This window comes from Aureimonas flava (assembly GCF_003583935.1).
In the GTDB taxonomy this organism is placed as follows: domain Bacteria; phylum Pseudomonadota; class Alphaproteobacteria; order Rhizobiales; family Rhizobiaceae; genus Aureimonas; species Aureimonas flava.
Map to the genome: position 1 here is coordinate 581,874 of NZ_QYRN01000001.1, position 18,155 is coordinate 600,028.

Annotated in this window: 14 protein-coding genes; 5 read left to right on the forward strand and 9 right to left on the reverse strand. The window is 68.7% G+C overall.

What is annotated here, in order from left to right; genetic code table 11:
• Window positions 1-17 precede the first annotated feature (17 nt).
• The gene (locus D3218_RS02865) at window positions 18-1,244 is read left to right on the forward strand and encodes a lipoprotein-releasing ABC transporter permease subunit (RefSeq protein ID WP_119538492.1); all 1,227 of its coding nucleotides are present in this window, start codon (window positions 18-20) and stop codon (window positions 1,242-1,244) included.
• Window positions 1,241-1,933, forward strand: coding sequence for an ABC transporter ATP-binding protein (locus D3218_RS02870; RefSeq protein WP_119538353.1), 693 nt, complete (start codon window positions 1,241-1,243; stop codon window positions 1,931-1,933). The genes D3218_RS02865 and D3218_RS02870 overlap by 4 nt, the downstream gene beginning before the upstream one ends.
• Window positions 1,934-2,003: 70 nt before the next feature.
• Here the strand turns inward: D3218_RS02870 and D3218_RS02875 are convergent, their stop codons facing one another.
• A complete protein-coding gene (locus D3218_RS02875; RefSeq protein ID WP_119538354.1) occupies window positions 2,004-3,101 on the reverse strand; it encodes an aldo/keto reductase in 1,098 nt (365 codons plus the stop codon).
• A 96-nt stretch (window positions 3,102-3,197) separates the two neighbouring features.
• On the opposite strand from D3218_RS02875, the gene D3218_RS02880 reads away from it, so the two are divergent.
• Together D3218_RS02880 and dnaE are read left to right on the forward strand one after the other, a co-directional pair.
• On the forward strand, window positions 3,198-4,103 hold the full coding sequence (locus D3218_RS02880) for a LysR family transcriptional regulator (protein WP_119538355.1): 906 nt from the start codon (window positions 3,198-3,200) through the stop codon (window positions 4,101-4,103).
• 832 nt (window positions 4,104-4,935) lie between these two features.
• A complete protein-coding gene (dnaE, locus tag D3218_RS02885) occupies window positions 4,936-8,535 on the forward strand; it encodes a DNA polymerase III subunit alpha (RefSeq protein ID WP_119538356.1) in 3,600 nt (1,199 codons plus the stop codon).
• A 22-nt stretch (window positions 8,536-8,557) separates the two neighbouring features.
• Here the strand turns inward: dnaE and D3218_RS02890 are convergent, their stop codons facing one another.
• Both D3218_RS02890 and D3218_RS02895 read right to left on the reverse strand, forming a co-directional pair.
• A complete protein-coding gene (locus tag D3218_RS02890) occupies window positions 8,558-9,220 on the reverse strand; it encodes a hypothetical protein (protein ID WP_119538357.1) in 663 nt (220 codons plus the stop codon).
• Window positions 9,217-9,525 carry a DUF3572 domain-containing protein gene (locus D3218_RS02895; protein ID WP_342635103.1) on the reverse strand — a complete coding sequence of 103 codons (309 nt, stop codon included), beginning with the start codon at window positions 9,523-9,525 and terminating at the stop codon, window positions 9,217-9,219. Before D3218_RS02895 ends, D3218_RS02890 begins: the two co-directional genes overlap by 4 nt.
• A 118-nt stretch (window positions 9,526-9,643) precedes the next feature.
• On the opposite strand from D3218_RS02895, the gene D3218_RS02900 reads away from it, so the two are divergent.
• Window positions 9,644-10,015 (forward strand): response regulator, encoded by a 372-nt coding sequence (locus D3218_RS02900; protein WP_119538358.1) that lies wholly within the window; start codon window positions 9,644-9,646, stop codon window positions 10,013-10,015.
• Window positions 10,016-10,384: 369 nt separating this feature from the next.
• Here D3218_RS02900 and rpmG read toward each other — a convergent pair whose 3' ends face one another.
• The 6 genes from rpmG to topA form a co-directional block, all read right to left on the reverse strand.
• Window positions 10,385-10,552 (reverse strand): 50S ribosomal protein L33, encoded by a 168-nt coding sequence (rpmG, locus tag D3218_RS02905; RefSeq protein ID WP_119538359.1) that lies wholly within the window; start codon window positions 10,550-10,552, stop codon window positions 10,385-10,387.
• A gap of 191 nt (window positions 10,553-10,743) precedes the next feature.
• Window positions 10,744-11,931, reverse strand: coding sequence for an MFS transporter (locus D3218_RS02910; protein WP_119538360.1), 1,188 nt, complete (start codon window positions 11,929-11,931; stop codon window positions 10,744-10,746).
• Window positions 11,928-12,539: an NUDIX hydrolase gene (locus tag D3218_RS02915; protein ID WP_136625046.1), complete on the reverse strand. Its 612-nt coding sequence runs from the start codon at window positions 12,537-12,539 to the stop codon at window positions 11,928-11,930. The genes D3218_RS02910 and D3218_RS02915 overlap by 4 nt, the downstream gene beginning before the upstream one ends.
• An 83-nt stretch (window positions 12,540-12,622) precedes the next feature.
• Window positions 12,623-13,033: a DUF983 domain-containing protein gene (locus D3218_RS02920; protein WP_119538362.1), complete on the reverse strand. Its 411-nt coding sequence runs from the start codon at window positions 13,031-13,033 to the stop codon at window positions 12,623-12,625.
• A complete protein-coding gene (rnr, locus tag D3218_RS02925) occupies window positions 13,030-15,303 on the reverse strand; it encodes a ribonuclease R (RefSeq protein WP_119538363.1) in 2,274 nt (757 codons plus the stop codon). The genes D3218_RS02920 and rnr overlap by 4 nt, the downstream gene beginning before the upstream one ends.
• 5 nt (window positions 15,304-15,308) lie before the next feature.
• Window positions 15,309-18,038 carry a type I DNA topoisomerase gene (topA, locus tag D3218_RS02930; protein WP_119538364.1) on the reverse strand — a complete coding sequence of 910 codons (2,730 nt, stop codon included), beginning with the start codon at window positions 18,036-18,038 and terminating at the stop codon, window positions 15,309-15,311.
• Window positions 18,039-18,155 lie beyond the last annotated feature (117 nt).

The following is an 18,155-nucleotide window of genomic DNA, read 5'->3' on the forward strand; positions in this document are numbered from 1 at the left end:
TCTCGCGCTTCGAGTGGATGATCGCGGGGCGATACCTGCGCTCGCGCCGCCGCGACGCCGGCGTCTCCGTGATCGCCGGCTTCTCCTTCGTCGGCATCATGCTGGGCGTCGCCGCGCTGATCATCGTCATGTCGGTGATGAACGGCTTCCGCGGCGAGCTGCTGACGCGCATCCTCGGCGTCAACGGCCATGTCATCATGCAGCCGATGGACACGCCGCTGACCGACTACGACGAGGTCGCGCGGCGCGTCGCCGGCGTGCCGGGCGTCGCCTACACGATGCCGCTGGTGCAGGGCCAGGTACTCGCCACGGGCAGCGGCTCCACCTCCACCGGCGCGCTGGTCAAGGGCGTTCGCGGGGCGGATCTGCAGAAGCTCACGCCGGTCTCCAGCAACATCCAGCTCGGCTCGATCGAGCATTTCGACACCGGGCAGGGGGTCGCCATCGGCTCGCGTCTGGCGCAGTCGCTCGGGCTTGGGCTCGGCGATTCCATCACGCTCGTCTCGCCGGAAGGCGACGTGACGCCGCTCGGCGTGACGCCGCGAGTGAAGTCCTATCCGGTGGTGGCGATCTTCGAGATCGGCCTGTCCGAATACGACGCGTCCTACGTCTACATGCCCCTCACGGAAGCCCAGCTTTTCTTCAACTCGGAGGACAAGGCGCAGTCGATCGAGATCTTCCTCGACGATCCCGATCGCGTCGCGTCCCTCCAGGCGGCGATCGAGCAGGCGGCCGGGCGTCCGAACTACACCGTCACCTGGCAGCGCATGAACGAGAGCTTTTTCTCGGCGCTCGAGGTGGAGCGCAACGTGATGTTCATCATCCTCACGCTGATCGTGCTGGTGGCCGCGCTGAACATCATCTCCGGCCTGTTCATGCTGGTGAAGGACAAGGGCCGCGACATCGCGATCATGCGCACCATGGGCGCGACGCGCGGATCGATCATGCGCGTCTTCCTGATCACCGGGGCCTCGATCGGCGTCGCGGGCACGCTGGCGGGCTTCGTGCTCGGCACGCTGTTCTGCCTCAACATCGAGAACCTGCGCCAGTTCTTCTCCTGGGTGTCGGGCACGACGCTGTTCAACCCCGAGTTCTACTTTCTGTCTCGCCTGCCGGCGGAGATCGATCCGGGCGAGGTCGTCACCGTGGTGGCGATGGCGATCGGACTGTCGTTCCTGGCGACGATCTTCCCGTCCTGGCAGGCCTCGAAGCTCGATCCCGTCGAGGCGCTACGCTACGAATGAGCACGAGTTCCTCCCTCCGCCTCGCCGCCGTCGAGCGGCACTACCTCCAGGGCGAGTCGCGCCTGACGATCCTCGACCAGGCCGACATGGAGATCGGCGCCGGCGAGATGGTGGCCCTGGTGGCTCCGTCCGGCGCGGGCAAGTCAACGCTCCTTCACATCGCCGGCCTCCTGGAGAAGCCGGACGGGGGCGACGTGTTCGTCAACGGCACGTCCTGCGCCGGGCTGGACGACGCGGGGCGCACGCAGATGCGCCGCTCCTCCATCGGCTTCGTCTACCAGTTCCACCATCTCCTGCCCGAGTTCTCGGCGCTGGAGAACGTGATGCTGCCGCAGATGATCCGCGGCCTGCCGCGCAAGGTGGCGGGCGAGCGCGCGCGCATGCTCCTCGACTACATGCGCCTCGGCCAGCGCGTCTCCCACCGTCCGGCAGAGCTTTCCGGCGGGGAGCAGCAGCGCGTCGCCATCGCCCGCGCGGTCGCCAACAACCCCTACGTCCTCCTGGCCGACGAGCCGACCGGCAATCTCGATCCGTCGACGTCGAGCTACGTGTTCGAGGCGATGACGGCCCTGGTGCGCCAGTCGGGCGTCGCCGCGCTGATCGCCACCCACAACCACGACCTCGCGCGCCGCATGGACCGCGCAGTGACGCTGGAGGGGGGCAAGATCGTGGACCACGTGCTGGGGTAGGGCGGATCTCGGCGCGATGCGGCCGTCCGCGAGGGGCCGGCGACCGCCCCTAGGCGGCCGCCGTCTCCCGTCAGGACCACGGCCGGACGTCGTGGCCGCCGAAGATGCGTTCGCGCGGCAGGTCGAAAACGAAGTAGGGGTTGAGCGTCGGCAGCGCCGTCGCCTCGTCCAGCCGCGTCCGTTGGTCGGCGGTCAGCGCGATGTCCAGCGAGGCGATGTTCTGGCTGATCTGCTCGGGGCGGCTCGCGCCGATCAGGATCGAGCCGACGCCCGGCCGGCGCGCGACCCAGGCCAGCGCCACCTCCGCCATCGAGCGTCCGGCCTCGCCCGCGACCTCGCGCAAGGTGTCGACGATCCGGAAGTTCCGTTCGGTGAACAGCATGCCGCCATAGGGGTTGTCGCCGTTCAGGCGGCCGTCGCCGCCGGCCTCGTCGGTTCCGCCGGCGCGGTTCGGCAGGCTTCCGGCAGGCCCTGCCTCGGCCAGCTTCTCGCGCCCGTACTTGCCGGTCAGCATGCCGAAGGCGAGCGGGCTCCATCCCACGAGGCCCATTCCCAGCGCACGCCCCATGGGAAGGACGTCGAGTTCGACACCCCGGTCGATCAGTGAATAGGCGTATTGCAGGCCGATCGGCTCGGGGAGACCGTGCGCGCGGGCGAGCGTCGCGACCTGGGCGGCGTACCAGGCCGGGGCGTTGGAGAAGCCGTAGTAGAGGATGTCGCCGCGCCGCACCGCATCGGTCAGCGCCCGCAGGACTTCCTCCGGAGGCGTCGTCCGGTCCCAGACATGCGTCCAGTAGACATCGATATGGTCGATGCCGAGCCGCCGCAGCGAGCCCTCCATGCCGTTGCGGATGTTGCGCGCCGAGTTGCCGCCCGCGAGCGGCGTGTCGTCCCGGCGCGGAAAGCCGGACTTCGTGGCGATCACCAACGCCTCGCGGACCCCGCGTTCCTTGACGAAGCGACCGAGCATCGTCTCGCTCATCCCGCCCGAATAGACGTCGGCCGTGTCCACGAAGTTTCCGCCGGTCTCGAGATAGGTGTCGAAGATCGCGAGGGCGCCCGCCTCGTCCACGCCCCATCGCCCCGCTCCGAACGTCATCGTTCCGAGCGCGAGCGGGCTGACGAGAAGGCCGGAACGGCCGAGGGTCCGATAGGTCGCGTTGCTCATTGCTGCGTCTCCCTGCAAGATGCGGCAGAGATAGGAGCGCGCGGTGTCGCCGATTAGCGGGCGGAAGCCGCAAGGGTTCATGGGTCTGACGCAGCAATGAGACGTGGCGAGCTCGACGATCTGGCGGTGTTCGCGGCGGTCGCGCGATCCCGCAGCTTCACGCGCGCGGCAGCCGCGCTCGGCCTCTCGCCCTCGACGCTGAGCCATACGATACGCGGTCTGGAGGAGCGCCTCGGTCTTCGGCTCCTGGCGCGCACGACACGCAGCGTCGCTCCCACCGCCGCCGGCCGCCGGCTGCTCATGTCGCTGGAGCCGGCGCTCGCGGAGATCGACCAGGGGCTGTCGGCGCTGGCATACTGGCGCGACGCTCCTTCCGGCGCGCTGCGCCTCACCACCTACAGCCACGGGGCGCGCACGGTGCTCGCGCCGCGCCTGCCGCGCTTTCTCCTCGACCATCCCGACATCGCGGTGGAGGTGATCGTCGACGACCGGTTGGTGGATCTCGTGGCGGACGGGTTCGATGCCGGCATCCGCCTGGGGGAGACGCTGGAGGCCGACATGGTGGCGGTGCGCGTCGGCCCGGACCTGCGCACGGTGGTGGTGGGTACGCCGGACTACTTCGCAGCCCATCCCCATCCCGAGACGCCTGCCGACCTGAAGTCGCATCGCTGCATCAATTACCGCCTCGTCGGCGCGGGCAGGGTCCTGCCCTGGGAGTTCGAGCGCGCCGGGCAGGACATGAAGATCCAGCCCGGCGGACAGCTCGTGGTGAACGACGAGGGGCTGGCGGCAGCCGCCGTTCGGGCCGGCGCCGGGCTCGGCTACATGATGGAGCACGATGTCGCCGCGGAGGTCGCGAGCGGCCAGCTCGTCCAGGTTCTGGGGGATTGGTGCGTGCCCTTTCCCGGCTGCCACCTCTACTACCCGCACCGACAGGTGTCGCCCGCGCTGCGGGCCCTGGTGGATGCGTTTCGCTGGAAGGGGGACGGCACGGCTTCATAGCCACGGCATGTCCGCGGCGCCGACGCGAATGGAGCCTTCCTCGTCCGCGCCGCGCGTCATCCCCGTTCACTCCCCGCCCTACCGCCCTCGGCCTATGCTCCTCCCATCGCCGGCCCGTTCTGGATGGGCGCGAATGATCACCGGGATCGTTCGGAAGGGCCGGCGAGCGGTGTCCGCGATGCGCGCCCTGCCGGAGGGCGCGTGGCCCGGACGGTTCCTGGCATGGGGGGTTGGCTGTCCAAAACGAGGCGGCTCCTCTGAAAACTCGGCGCTGGAGACAGCCCACGTCCATCCGGTGAGAGCGGATGGGCCGATCGGGCCGAGGCGCCCTCCGTAACCCCCGTCGAAGGCGCATGGGCCGGCCTGGCACGCCGGTCCGGAACTGGACAACACCGCGCGGGACGCCGGAGGCGGACCACAACACAACAACCAACGGAGGTTCGCCTCCGGCGTCCCGTCGCCCACTCCCGGGCGGAACCGCGAGCGACGAGATCCCAACACCCCGGCCGCCGAGAGCGGTGCGGGCGCTTCCGTGCATCCGCACGAGGCTTCATGTTTCGTTCACCATCCGGTCCGCGACCCCTTGACGTTCCGTGCTCGATGGAACAAAAAAGGAACATAGGAACGAAAGGGGAACGACATGCTGATCCTGAAGGAACTCGCTTCGCTGACCGCTCTCTCGCTCTTCTTCGCGAGCTTCGCGCTGGTCGTCCACTTTCTCTGACCACGATGGTTGTCCGGACGACCCTGGCGGGCGTCCCGGCGGCCTCTTATCTGGGGATGGGCCCTCGGGGGCGGGCCCGTCCTGAAATCCCAGGCTGGACTCCGCCCCATGGATTGGAACACTGAGGAATCTTCTGACGCCGAGAGTGTGCCCGAGTCGTTCTACGACGACACCGGTTACCTCCGGCCGGTCGGCGAGCCGTCCGAGGACGACACGCCGACGATCGAGGAGATCGCCGTGTCCGACCAGATCGAGCCGATTGCGCCGCCGCGTTTCGTCCACCTGCGGGTGCATAGCGCCTTCTCCCTTCTGGAGGGGGCGCTGCGGATCGACCAGATCGTCAAGTTCGCCAAGGGCGACGGGGCGCCGGCCATCGGCATCGCCGACACCAACAATCTCTTCGGCGCGCTGGAATTCTCCGAGAAGGCGGCGAAGTCCGGCATCCAGCCGATCATCGGCTGTCAGCTCGACGTGGATTTCGGCGATGCCGAGATCAATCCGCGCGACCGTTCCGGCTTCGGCCCGTCGGCCGCGATGGCCTTCATCGCCGCGACGGAGCGCGGCTACGAGAACTTGGTCGAGATCGTCTCGCTGTCCTACCTGGCGCACGACGGCAACGTGCGCCCGCACGTGCCGGTCGCTTGGCTGGAAGGGCGCACCGAGGGGCTGATCGTCCTCACCGGCGGCCCGCTCGGCCCGATCGGCGCCGCCATCGCGGCCGGGCAGGGCGCCCTGGCGCGGTCGCGGCTGGAGGCGCTGGCCTCGCTCTACGGCGACCGGCTCTATGTCGAGCTCCAGCGCCACGGCGGCCGCGAGCGCCGCACCGAACCCGACACGGTGGCGCTCGCCTACGAGCTCGGTCTGCCGCTGGTCGCCACCAACGAACCCTTCTTCTTCTGCAACGAGGATTTCGACGCGCACGACGCGCTGATCGCCGTCGCCTCGAACCGGCTGGTCAGCCACGAGGACCGACGCCGCCTGACCGACGACCACTGCCTCAAGTCGCAGGACAAGATGGCGGAGCTCTTCGCCGACCTGCCGGAGGCGCTGGAGAACACGATCGAGATCGCGCGCCGCTGCTACTACCGCGTGCGCACCCGCAAGCCGATCCTGCCGCGCTTCGCCGGAGCCGACGCCGACGCGGCGGAGGCGGAGCTGGCGGAGGCGGCCGAGCTGCGCCGCCAGGCGGAGGCCGGTCTAGAAGCCCGTCTCCAGGCCCACGGGCCCGCACCGGGGCAGACCGAGGCGATCTACCGCGAGCGGCTGGAGTTCGAGCTCTCGGTCATCGAGCGGATGAAGTTCCCCGGCTACTTCCTGATCGTGTCGGACTTCATCAAGTGGGCCAAGGCCAACGGCATCCCGGTCGGGCCCGGACGCGGCTCGGGCGCCGGCTCGCTGGTCGCCTACTCGCTGACCATCACCGACCTCGACCCCTTGCGCTTCGCGCTCCTGTTCGAGCGGTTTCTCAATCCCGACCGCGTGTCGATGCCCGACTTCGACATCGACTTCTGCCAGGACCGGCGCGAGGAGGTGATCCGCTACGTCCAGGAGAAGTACGGCCGCGAGCAGGTGGCGCAGATCATTACCTTCGGGTCGATGCAGGCGCGCGCCGTGCTGCGCGACGTCGGTCGCGTTCTCGAGATGAGCTACGGCCACGTCGACAAGCTGTGCAAGCTCGTGCCGCAGAACCCCGCCAATCCGGTCACCCTGGCGCAGGCGCTGGAGGACGAGCCGCGTCTGCAGGAGGCGCGCAAGGCCGAAGACGTCGTGGATCGCCTCCTGACGATCTCGCTGAAGCTCGAGGGCCTCTATCGCCACGCCTCGACGCACGCCGCCGGCATCGTGATCGGCGACCGTCCGCTGTCGCGGCTGGTGCCGATGTACCGCGATCCGCGCTCCGACATGCCGGTCACCCAGTTCAACATGAAATGGGTGGAGCAGGCGGGCCTGGTGAAGTTCGACTTCCTCGGCCTCAAGACCCTCACCACGCTCAAGACGGCGGTGGACCTCATCGCCCGGCGCGGCGTCGCCATAGACCTCGGCGCGCTTCCGCTGGACGACCAGCCGACCTACCAGCTCCTGACCCGGGGCGAGACGGTCGGCGTGTTCCAGGTGGAATCGATCGGCATGCGCAAGGCGCTGATCGGCATGCGCCCCGACTGCTTCGAGGACATCATCGCTCTCGTCGCCCTCTATCGGCCGGGCCCGATGGAGAACATCCCCGTCTACAACGCGCGCAAGCACGGCGAGGAGACGGTGGAAATCATCCACGAGAAGATCGAGCCAATCCTTCGCGAGACGCAAGGCGTCATCGTCTACCAGGAACAGGTGATGCAGATCGCCCAGGTCCTGTCCGGCTACACGCTGGGCGAGGCCGACCTTCTGCGCCGCGCCATGGGCAAGAAGATCCGCGCGGAGATGGACGTGCAGCGCGTGCGCTTCGTGGACGGCTGCGAGAAGGGCGGCATCAAGAAGGCGCAGGCCAACACGATCTTCGACCTGCTCGCCAAGTTCGCGGACTACGGCTTCAACAAGAGCCACGCCGCCGCCTACGCCCTGGTCTCCTACCAGACCGCCTATCTCAAGGCGAACCATCCGGTGGAGTTCCTGGCGGGCTCCATGACGCTGGACATGGGCAACACGGACAAGCTCAACGACTTCCGGCTCGACGCCAAGCGCCTGGGCATCGAGGTCGTGCCCCCGTCCGTGCAGACGTCGTTCAAGGCGTTCGAGGTGCGCGACGGGAAGATCTTCTACGCGCTGGCCGCCATCAAGGGCGTCGGCGAGCAGGCGGTGGAGCATATCGTGGAGCGGCGCGCCGAAGGCGGCGAGTTCGCGAGCCTCGAGGACTTCTTCGCCCGCATCGATCCGAAGATCGTCAACAAGCGCACGCTGGAGCACCTGATCTGCGCCGGCGCCCTGGATTGCTTCGGCCACGACCGGGCCCGCCTGTGCGGTAACCTGGAACGTCTGGCGGGATACGCCGCCCTGGCGCAGACGGGCCGGACCTCGGGCCAGCACGACATGTTCGGCGGCGCCGGTTCTGGCCCCGAGCCGCTGCGGCTCGGCGAGGTGCAGGGCTGGACCAGCGCGGAGCGTCTCCTGAAGGAGTTCCAGGCGATCGGCTTCTACCTCTCGGCCCACCCGCTGGACGAATACAAGGCCGCGCTCAAGCGGCTTAAGGTCCAGTCCTATGCCGAGGTCGTCGCCGGCGTGCGTCGGGGTCAGACGGCCGGGCGGCTCGCGGGCACCGTGACCTCCCGTCAGGAGCGCAAGACCAAGACGGGCGGCAAGATCGGCATCGTCCAGCTCTCCGATTCCACCGGCCAGTACGAGGTCGTGCTGTTCACCGAGACGCTGATCGCCTTCCGCGACATGCTCGAGCCGGGAGCGTCCGTGATCGTCACCGTCTCGGCCGAGGATCGGCCGGAAGGCATCTCGCTGCGCGCCTCCGCCGTCCAGTCGCTGGAGGGCGAGGCGGAGAAGATGCAGCGGGCGCTGCGGGTGATCGTGCGCGACGCGAAGCCTGTCGGCTTCGTGCGCAGCCAGCTTCGCCCCGGCGGAGAAAGCCAGGTGTCGCTGATCGTCCTGCGCAACGACGGCGAGCGCGAGATCGAGATCGACCTCGAAGGCCGCTTTCGCGTCTCGCCGCAGATCGCCAGCGCGATCAAGGCCGCGCCGGGCGTGGTCGACGTCGAGCTGACGTGAGCCGTCCGCGGTGGGCGGCCTCTCAGCCGCCCGCCACGATCTGCAGAAGCGCGGCCTCCGCGCCCGGCCAGCCCTCCGCGCGCACCGTGCCCGCCGGCATCGGCGGAAGGTGACGACGGAACTCGGCGTTGGCCATCAGATGGACGAGATGGACGTCCGGCACGCTGCGCCGGACGGTTTCGAGGTTGGGGGGCAGATCGTCCACGAAGGCGATCGGGCCGCGCCAGCGGGCGGCGAGTTCCGCGACCACGCCGCCCTTGGAGCGCTCGGTCGCGATCATCGGATCCGGCAGGCCCGCCGCGTCCAGGAGCCGCCGCCGCTGGTCGAAGAAGCTCGGCGTCATGGCGGTCAGGAACACGATGTCGGCGTCCCGCCGGAGTCGGTCCAGCGCCTCGCGCGCGCCCTCCACCGGCCGCTGGCGCCGCTCCTGCTCGGCGTAGAGCTGGTCGGTGACCCCGTCGAGCTGGTGACCGGTCAGGGCGGTGCCGGTGGCGACAGAGCGCACGTTGCCGGTGAGGCGGAAGCTGTCGAAGTGAAGCCGCGCGCCGTATTCGGCCAGGAGGTCGCAGAACGGAGCGATGAAGTGGAGGATGACCTCGTCGACGTCCAGCACCAGAAGGGCGTCGTGGCGCTGCGGCAGGTCGGTGATCCGCGGCCCGCGCGTCGTGTCGCGTCGACCGCTCACGAGAGCGATTCGGCGTAGTCGCCGCCGAGCGCGCGTCGGGCCGCGACCACGGCGGGCGGGCTCACGCCCGCATGCTCCGCGAAATCTCCGAGCGTCGCCTCGTCGCCGATCACGAAGTCCAGCACGCCGGCGAGGAAGGCCGGCTCCCCGGCGGCCTCGCGCAGGTTCTCCAACTCCAACCCGGTCAGGCGGAGGAAGCGATTGAACAGCACCGTATCCGACGCCACGAACGACAGCGCGTCGATCGCCAAGGTGGATGCCTGATCTTCCGAAGTCCTATCCATTTCGAAGCGTTTCTTAACCATGACGATGCCTCACGCGGCCGGACGCTGCATTTCCACCTTTGTTAAATCAAATTAGGGGTACTTTTGCGAACCGAGACAGGAACGGAAGCTGTTGGATTCCGCCAAGAAGGTTGCGTCAATGACCAAGACCGTCATGATCGTCGAGGACAACGAGCTCAACATGAAGCTCTTCCGCGACCTCATCGAGGCCCATGGCTACCGCACCGTCCAGACGCGCAGCGGCCTGACGGCCATGGATCTGGCGCGTGAAAGCCAGCCCGACCTGATCCTCATGGACATCCAGCTCCCGGAGATCTCGGGTCTGGAGGTGACCAAGCTGCTGAAGGCCGACGCCGATCTCCGGCGCATTCCGGTGATCGCGGTCACCGCCTTCGCGATGAAGGGAGACGAGGAGCGGATCCGCCAGGGCGGCTGCGAGGCCTACATTTCCAAGCCGATCGCGGTGACCAAGTTCATCGAGACGATCAAGTCGTTCCTCGGCGACGCGTGAGGGGCGCGGCCCTGCGTCGCAGGGTTAACCATCCATGAAAAGATCACGTCTCGGATTAGTCCACAGGATTGATTCCGTCGCGATTCTCGGCAAGTCTCGGGCCGTGGGAAAAAGGGCGCAGGCAAGCCGCTCCCTTCGAGTTTCCCCATGGAATGCTCAGGTCCGCCGCATCTCCTGGGTCCCGTGGGGCGGTCGGTCGGCATCCGGTCAATCGCGGTTTCCTCGTACCGTGATCGGATAGCCGACCGACCAACATCTCCGCCACCGTTCCCCGTCGTTCCTCGATCTCGCAATATCCGTCGGGCCAACAGCTCAACGCAAAACGCCGCCCCGAAGGGCGGCGGCACGATCCCAGAAGGGATGATCGGCTTACTTGATCTTGGTCTCGCGGAACTCGACGTGCTTGCGCGCGACCGGGTCGTACTTCGTCTTGACGAGCTTGTCGGTCATCGTACGGCTGTTCTTCTTCGTCACGTAGAAGAAGCCGGTGTCCGCCGTGCTCAGCAGCTTGATCTTGATGGTCGTTGCCTTGGCCATGGTCTTCGGTCCGTCCGTCTGTCAATTGTCGTGTCCTGCGCCGGGCGGAGCGATGGGCGACCGTCGCGCGAGGCATGCAGGGCAGGGTTCGAGAAGATTCGAGTACCGGACCGGGTTCAGGCTCGATGCTCGACGGGGCGGACGAGCCGCCTCGACTATCGCGGCGGACACTACGCATGGCCGCGCTCAAGTCAAGAGGGACGCCGCAGGGTGCGCACTCCGATCGCCATCAGATAGGCCGCGAAGAAGGCCGCCAGCGCGTAGGCGAAGCCATTCGGCCCAAAGAAGTCCATGGAAACGCCGAGCCCCTGCGGGCCCACCAGCATGCCGAGCGAGTAGCAGAAGATGAAAGCCGCGTTGGCGGCCGCGAGATCGGCGCCGCGAAGGCGCGAGCCGAGATGGGCGAGACCCACCGTGTAGAGCCCCGCCACCACGCCGCCCCACAGGAACAGCACGACGGCAAGGAGCATCCAGTTGGTCGCGAGAAGAGGCAGCAGCAGGGCCCCGACGAGACCCACCGCAGCGAAGGCGAGAAGAAGGTGTCGCCGGTCGGCCACCCTGTCGCTCAGCAGACCCAGGGGTATCTGGAGCGCGACGCTGCCGAGACCGACCGCTGTCAGCAGCCGCGCCGCCCCGCCCTCGCTGAAGCCGATCGACAGGCCGTAGATCGGAAACAGCGCCAGGCCGCCCGATTCCACCGCGCCGAACACCAGCACCGCGCAGGTCGCACTCGGCACCACCCAGAGGTAGCGGTGGAACGACGCGCCGTGGCCCCGATCAAGCACGGGCTCGGAGCGTCCCGCGAGGAACAGCGGAACAGCCGAAAGGAGGATGATTCCGGCGCCGAGCCCGAAAGGGAGGAAGCCCCGGCTGCCGACCAGCGAGAACAGGAAGGGCCCGAGGGCGAAGCCGAGCGCCAGCACCGTGGCGTAGATCCCGAGAACGAGGCCCCGCCGTCGCGGTGGCGAAACCGAGCTGATCCAGAACTCGGACAGAATGAACATCACCGTCACCGAGAAGTGGAAGACGAGCCGCAGCGGAAACCACGTCCAGAACGGCTGGAAGAGGTGGAACCCGACCGCCGAGAGCGCGGCGGCGACGATGGCGAGAAGGAGGGTCCCGCGAACGCCGAAGCGACGCGCGAGCGGAGCGACGCCCGGCGCGGCCAGAAGCGAGGCGACACCGGCGATGGCCGTGTTGAGGCCGATCATCGAGGCGGACAGCCCGCGGTTCTCCAGGACGACGCTGAGCAGCGGCAGGCCGAGCCCCAGCGCAAGCCCCACCGCCCCGATGGAAGCGATGGCGGCCGTCGCCCCCATCCAGTCGATGCGCTCAGGGTCGTCGGGGGGCGGCTTCGTGGCGGAGTGGCTGGGGGTCATAGATACTCGGTGCTGTGCCCGGCGCCGTCGCGGCGGAAGAAGGGATTCGGCGCTCCGGGATCGCGCTCCGTCCCGTCCCGAATCCGCCGAAAGGCGGCCTCCAGCACGAGTTCGGTGATCCGGGCGATGCGATACCTCTTAAGCTCGGCCGATCCCACCCATGTGACGCTTTCGAACTCGTCGGACGGGGGCGAAAGGGTCGCAGGCCGATGCAGGAGGCAGTCGGCGGGGGCCAGGAAGAAGCGCGCGTCGAACCGGCGCGGCATGCCGGGCGGCGTGATGGCGCGGGCGAGCGGAACCAGGGCGCGCGGCGTCGGCACGGCCCCGGCCGCCGCGAACGGCGCCCAAGCGTCGTGGCGCACGGGCAGGGCGCCCGGCCGGGCGACGAGCAGGCCCGTCTCCTCCTGCGTCTCGCGAATCGCAGCGAGCGCCAGGGCCGAGGCGCGGCGGCGGGAGCCGATCTTCGGCCGGCCCAGCATCAGGCGATCCGCCACCGCGTCGTCCAGCGGCAGATGGCGCGCCAACGCGCCGTCGCACGGCTCCAGGCGACCGCCGGGGAACACGAGGTGACCGGGCATGAACAGATGGCCCGCCGCACGGACGCCCATCAGAAACCGCGTCTCGCCGCCGCTCCTGCGGAAAAGAAGCAGCGAAGCCGCATCCTTCGGTCGGAGGCGGGGCGTCGGCGCCGTCAATGATCGGCTTCTGCGGCCGACCCACCGAAACCGTGCATGCGGATCGCCCACTGCAGCCCGATGGTCGCCCCCTTGAGGGGTTGCAGCAGGACCAGCGAGAGAATGAGGGTGACCGGAATCCAGATCGCCAGGTGGGCGGCGAGCGACAGCTCGACCCATTCCTCGGTGCCCATGAACAGCGCCACCACGATATGCCCGACGATGAAGACCGTCAGGTAGGGCGGGAGGTCGTCCGCCCGGTGATGGGTGTAGGTCTCGTGGCATCGGTCGCAACGATCGACGCTCTTGAGGAAGCCGCGGAACAGCCGACCCTCGCCGCAATGGGGGCAGCGCATGCGAAAACCGCGCCACATGGCCTGAACCACGTCGCGGCGTTCGGGCGGCGAGCCACCGGCCTCCGCGCTCATCGCTTCTTCCTCACCTTGCCGGCGACGTTCTTGGCACGGCCGGCGCGGCCCGGGCGACCGCTGCGCATGCGCGTCTTGTGGAACGAGCCCGTCGTGCCCGGCAGTTCGCGCGCCTCCGTCAGCATCTCGAAGCGCATGGTCCCCGACAGCGGCGCGGCCTCCACGAGCTTCACCTCCACCGTGTCGCCCAGCCGGTAGCCGAGGCGCGTGCGCTCGCCGACCAGGGTGTGGGCGGCCTCGTCGTGATGGAAGTAGTCGCGCCCGAGCGTCGAGATCGGCACGAAGCCATCCGCCCCGTAGGCGGGAAGCTGAACGAACAGGCCGGCCCGCGTGACGCCCGTGACGCGCCCTTCGAAGGTTTCGCCGAGCCGCCCCGCCAGATGCTGGGCGATCAGCCGATCGACGGTGTCGCGCTCGGCCGCCATGGCGCGGCGCTCGGCCTGGCTGATCTCTTCGGCGGTCCGTTCGAACTCGGCCTCCTGCTCGCGCGTGATGCCGCCGGCCCCGAGATCCAGCGCCTTGACCAACGCCCGATGCACCACGAGATCGGCATAGCGCCGGATCGGCGAGGTGAAATGCGCGTAGCGCATCAGGTTCAGGCCGAAATGGCCGATATTGTCGGGCGAGTAGTTCGCCTGGCTCTGCGAACGGAGCACCACCTCGTTGACGAGGCTTTCGTGCTCGCCGCCGCGCACGGCCTTCAGGATGCCGTTGAAATGGGCGGGCCGCAGGTTGCCGCTCTTTGCGAGCGGCAGTTCCAGCGTTCGCAGGAAGTCGCGCAGCGATTCCATCTTGGCCATGGAGGGCGCGTCGTGCGCCCGGTAGATCAGCGCCTGCTTCTGTCGCTCCAGCGTCTCGGCCGCCGCGACGTTGGCCTGGATCATCATCTCCTCGATCAGGCGATGGGCGTCGAGCCGGTCGGGCACCACGACGCGATCCACTCGGCCATTCGCGTCGAGGAGGATCTTGCGCTCGGGCAGGTCGAGATCGAGCGGCTGGCGCTCCCGGCGCGCCGTGACCAGGGCGCGGTACGCCGCCCAGAGCGGGCGCAACACCGTTTCGAGGATCGGCGCGGCCACTCCGTTCGGTTGCCCATCGATCGCCGCCTGCGCCTCCTCGTAGGCGAGCTTCGCGTGGCTGCGCATCATGATGCGGAAGAACCGATGCCCGCGCTTGGCGCCCTGTGCGTCGAACACCATGCGCACCGCGAGCGCAGGCCGGTCGACACCTTCGCGCAGCGAACACAGGTCGTTGGAGATGCGCTCGGGCAGCATGGGCACGACGCGGTCGGGGAAGTAGACCGAATTGCCCCGAAGCCGCGCCTCGGCGTCGAGCTTGGTGCCCGGCCGCACGTACCAGGAGACGTCCGCGATCGCGACGGTGACGACGAAGCCGCCGGGATTGGCGGGGTCCTCGTCCGGCCGGGCATGGACGGCGTCGTCGTGGTCCTTGGCGTCACGCGGGTCGATCGTCACCAGCGGCAGGTCGCGCCAGTCCTCTCGGTGCTCCATGGTCGCTGCGCCGGCGCGCTCGGCCTCGGCCAGCACGCTTTCGGGAAACACGTGCGGGATCGAATGGGCGTGCAGCGCGATGGTGGAGATCGCCCGCTCGGTCGCCACGGAGCCGATGACCTCGGCGACCGAGCCTGTCGGCAGGCCCCGCCGCTGATGCTCGGCGGGCTCCACCTCGACGAGGTCGCCGTCCCTCGCTTCGCGGGTGCTACCCGGGGGAATGGCGTATTCGAGCTGACGGCGCTCCACGGGTTCCACCCGCCCGCCGCCGCCCGGCGTCGCGCGGAACACGCCGATGGCGCGCGCGGTGCGCCTTTCCAGCTTGCGGATCACCTTGGCGCTCGGGCCGTGCTCGCCCTCGTAGGCAAGCTGCGCGAGCACCCGGTCGCCGATGCCGACGGCCGGGCCGGATCCGCCGGCGCGCAGGGCGAAACGGGGGCGCGGGCCGCGCTCCTCTTCGTCCCAGCCGACCGGATCGGCGAGGAGGCCGCCGTCCGCATCGCGCGCGCGAACCTCAAGCACGCCGACCGTCGGCAGCTCGCCGGGACGGCGATAGCTCTTGCGGCCGCCTTCCAGAACCCCTTCGGCCTGAAGGTCGGCCAGGATGTCCTTGAGGACGTAGCGGTCGTCGCCCTTGACCCCGAAGGCCTTCGCGAGGTCGCGCTTGGTGGCGCGGCCCGGATTTTCGGCCAGGAACCGCAGGACGTCTTCGCGGCTCAGCGAGCGCGCTTCTCCTTGGGGTTTCGCGCGCTTCGCCATCCGGGTCAGTCCGCCTTCGCCTTCGCCGCCGGCTTGCGGGCCGCCGGCTTCTTGGCAGCGGCCGTCTTGGTCTCGCCGGCCTTTGCCGAGGCCCGGCGTGGCGCCGGCTTCTTCGGCTTCTCCTCACCGTCCGCCTTCGCGGCCTTGGTCGTCTTAATCGCCTTCTTGGCCGGCGCCTTCTTGATCTTCGTGCCGGTCTTTTCGGCGCGCTCGTTGAGGATCTGGATCGCCTCTTCCAGAGTCACGCTGGCGGGGTCCTTGCCGCGCGGCAGCGTCGCGTTCACCTTGCCGGCGTTGACGTAGGGGCCGAAACGGCCCTCGCGCACGGTGATCGACCCGCCGATGGTCGGGTGTTCGCCGAGCGTCGCGAGCGCCGCCGGCGTTCCGCGCCCGCGCCCCCCGCGCTCCTTCTTCTCGGCGATCACGGTGACGGCGCGGTTGAGGCCGACCGTCAGCACGTCCTCGATCGACTCGAGGTTGGCATAGGCGCCGTCGTGCTGGAGGAACGGCCCGTAGCGGCCGAGGCCGGCGAGGATGGGCTTTCCCGTTTCCGGATGGATGCCCACCTCGCGCGGCAGCGACAGGAGCTGGCGCGCCTTCTCGAAGTCGATGTCGGCCACCTGCCAGCCCTTGGGCAGGGACGAACGCTTCGCCTCCTTGCCCTCGCCGCGCTGGACGTAGGGGCCGAAGCGGCCGGACCGCAGCGTCACCGGCTCGCCGGTTTCGGGATCGGTGCCGAGGTCCTTCGGCTCGTTCAGCCCGCCGTCGCCGTCCACGCCCTCGGCCTGGAGGTTGGTGCCGAGCTGCCGCGTGAAGCCGCATTCGGGATAGTTGGAGCAACCCACGAAGGCGCCGAACTTGCCCAGCTTGAGGCTGAGCCGGCCGTCGCTGCAGCGCGGGCAGGCGCGCGGGTCCGTCCCGTCGCCCTTGTCCGGGAAGACGAGCGGCGCGAGTTCCTCGTTCAAGGCGTCCAGCACGTCCGAGACGCGCAGTTCCTTGGTGCCGTCCACCTGGGCGGAGAAATCGCGCCAGAACTCACGCAGAACATCCTTCCAGGACAGTTCGCCAGCGGAGATGCCGTCGAGCTTGCCCTCGAGGTCGGCCGTGAAGTCGTACTCCACGTAGCGTTCGAAGAAGTTGTGCAGGAAGGCCGTGACCAGCCGCCCCTTCGAATCGGGGAACAGCTTGCGCTTGTCCTGGACGATGTACTCGCGGTCCTGCAGCGTCTGGAGCGTCGCGGCGTAGGTGGAGGGGCGCCCGATGCCGAGCTCCTCCATCTTCTTGATGAGCGAGGCTTCGGAGTAGCGGGGCGGGGGCTCGGTGAAGTGCTGGGTCGGATCGACCGACAGGCGCTTCAGCGCATCGTTCGCGCTGATCTCGGGCAGGCGCGCGCTGTCGTCGTCGTCCTCGCTCGTCTCGGCGGGAGCCTTGGAATCGTCGCGGTGATCCTGATAGGCGCCGATGAAGCCGTCGAAGCGGATCACCGAGCCGGTGGCGCGCAGCATGGCGCGCCGGCCGCCGCCCGTCGCTTCGATCTCGGCCGTGGTGCGCTCGATCTCGGCAGACGCCATCTGGCTGGCGATGGCGCGCTTCCAGATCAGGTCGTAAAGCCGTGCCTGGTCGCGATCCAGGAAGCGTTCCACCTCCTTCGGATGGCGGTCGAAGCTCGTCGGGCGGATCGCCTCGTGCGCTTCCTGCGCGTTCTTCGCCTTGGTCGAATAGAAGCGCGGCTTCTCGGGCACGTAACGCTCGCCGAACGTCGTGCCGATCGCCTTGCGGGCGTCGGAGACCGCTTCCGGCGCCATCTGCACGCCGTCGGTTCGCATATAGGTGATGAGGCCCACCGTCTCGCCGCCGATGTCCATGCCCTCGTAGAGGCGCTGGGCGATCTGCATGGTGCGCGAGGCGCCGAAGCCGAGCTTGGCCGAGGCTGCCTGCTGAAGGCTGGAAGTGGTGAAGGGCGGCGACGGGTTGCGGCGCGTCGGCTTCGCCTCGACCGACAGCGCCTTGAACGCGGCGCCGTTCAGCATGTCGCGCATCTCGAAGGCGCGCGCTTCGTTGCCGATCGACAGGCGCTGGAGCTTCTCGCCGTCGAAGGCGGTCAGGCGCGCGGTGAAGTCCTCGCCGCGCGGCGTCGAGAGGCGGGCGGCGATCTGCCAGTACTCGTCGGTCTTGAACCGCTCGATCTCGGCCTCGCGGTCGCAGACGAGGCGCAGCGCCACCGATTGGACGCGGCCCGCCGAGCGGGCGCCCGGCAGCTTGCGCCAGAGAACCGGGGAAAGCGTGAAGCCGACGAGATAGTCCAGCGCGCGACGGGCGAGATAGGCGTCCACCAGCGGCACGTCGATCTCGCGCGGATTCGCCATCGCGTCCAGCACCGCCTTCTTGGTGATGGCGTTGAAGACGACGCGGCTGACCGGCTTGTCCTTGATGACCTTCTTCTGCTGCAACACCTCGAGCACGTGCCACGAGATGGCCTCGCCCTCGCGATCCGGGTCGGTGGCGAGGATCAGGCCGTCGGCGCCCTTCACGGCCTGCGCGATCTCGGTCAGGCGCTTCTGCGACGGCTTGTCGACCTCCCAATCCATGGCGAAGTCGTCGTCCGGGCGCACCGATCCGTCCTTGGGCGGCAGGTCGCGCACATGGCCGAAGGAGGCGAGCACCTTGTAGTTGCTGCCGAGATATTTGTTGATCGTCTTCGCTTTGGCCGGCGATTCGACGATAACGACTTCCATGAGCGAACGGTCCTGGGGAAGGGGGCGGACGCACGGGGCCGCCGGAAACTTCAAGCTTCGCTCACATGGACAGGCCGGGCGCGCCGGTCAACCCCGATACGCTCCGGCGGGCGCTCC

Coding starts and splice junctions, on each gene's coding strand:
- D3218_RS02865 (WP_119538492.1), top strand. CDS start 18: ATGATCGCGGGGCGATACCTGCGCTCGCGCCGCCGCGACGCCGGCGTC.
- D3218_RS02870 (WP_119538353.1), top strand. CDS start 1,241: ATGAGCACGAGTTCCTCCCTCCGCCTCGCCGCCGTCGAGCGGCACTAC.
- D3218_RS02875 (WP_119538354.1), bottom strand. CDS start 3,101: ATGAGCAACGCGACCTATCGGACCCTCGGCCGTTCCGGCCTTCTCGTC.
- D3218_RS02880 (WP_119538355.1), top strand. CDS start 3,198: ATGAGACGTGGCGAGCTCGACGATCTGGCGGTGTTCGCGGCGGTCGCG.
- dnaE (WP_119538356.1), top strand. CDS start 4,936: ATGGATTGGAACACTGAGGAATCTTCTGACGCCGAGAGTGTGCCCGAG.
- D3218_RS02895 (WP_342635103.1), bottom strand. CDS start 9,525: ATGGTTAAGAAACGCTTCGAAATGGATAGGACTTCGGAAGATCAGGCA.
- D3218_RS02900 (WP_119538358.1), top strand. CDS start 9,644: ATGACCAAGACCGTCATGATCGTCGAGGACAACGAGCTCAACATGAAG.
- rpmG (WP_119538359.1), bottom strand. CDS start 10,552: ATGGCCAAGGCAACGACCATCAAGATCAAGCTGCTGAGCACGGCGGAC.
- D3218_RS02910 (WP_119538360.1), bottom strand. CDS start 11,931: ATGACCCCCAGCCACTCCGCCACGAAGCCGCCCCCCGACGACCCTGAG.
- D3218_RS02915 (WP_136625046.1), bottom strand. CDS start 12,539: ATGGGCGTCCGTGCGGCGGGCCATCTGTTCATGCCCGGTCACCTCGTG.
- D3218_RS02920 (WP_119538362.1), bottom strand. CDS start 13,033: ATGAGCGCGGAGGCCGGTGGCTCGCCGCCCGAACGCCGCGACGTGGTT.
- rnr (WP_119538363.1), bottom strand. CDS start 15,303: ATGGCGAAGCGCGCGAAACCCCAAGGAGAAGCGCGCTCGCTGAGCCGC.
- topA (WP_119538364.1), bottom strand. CDS start 18,038: ATGGAAGTCGTTATCGTCGAATCGCCGGCCAAAGCGAAGACGATCAAC.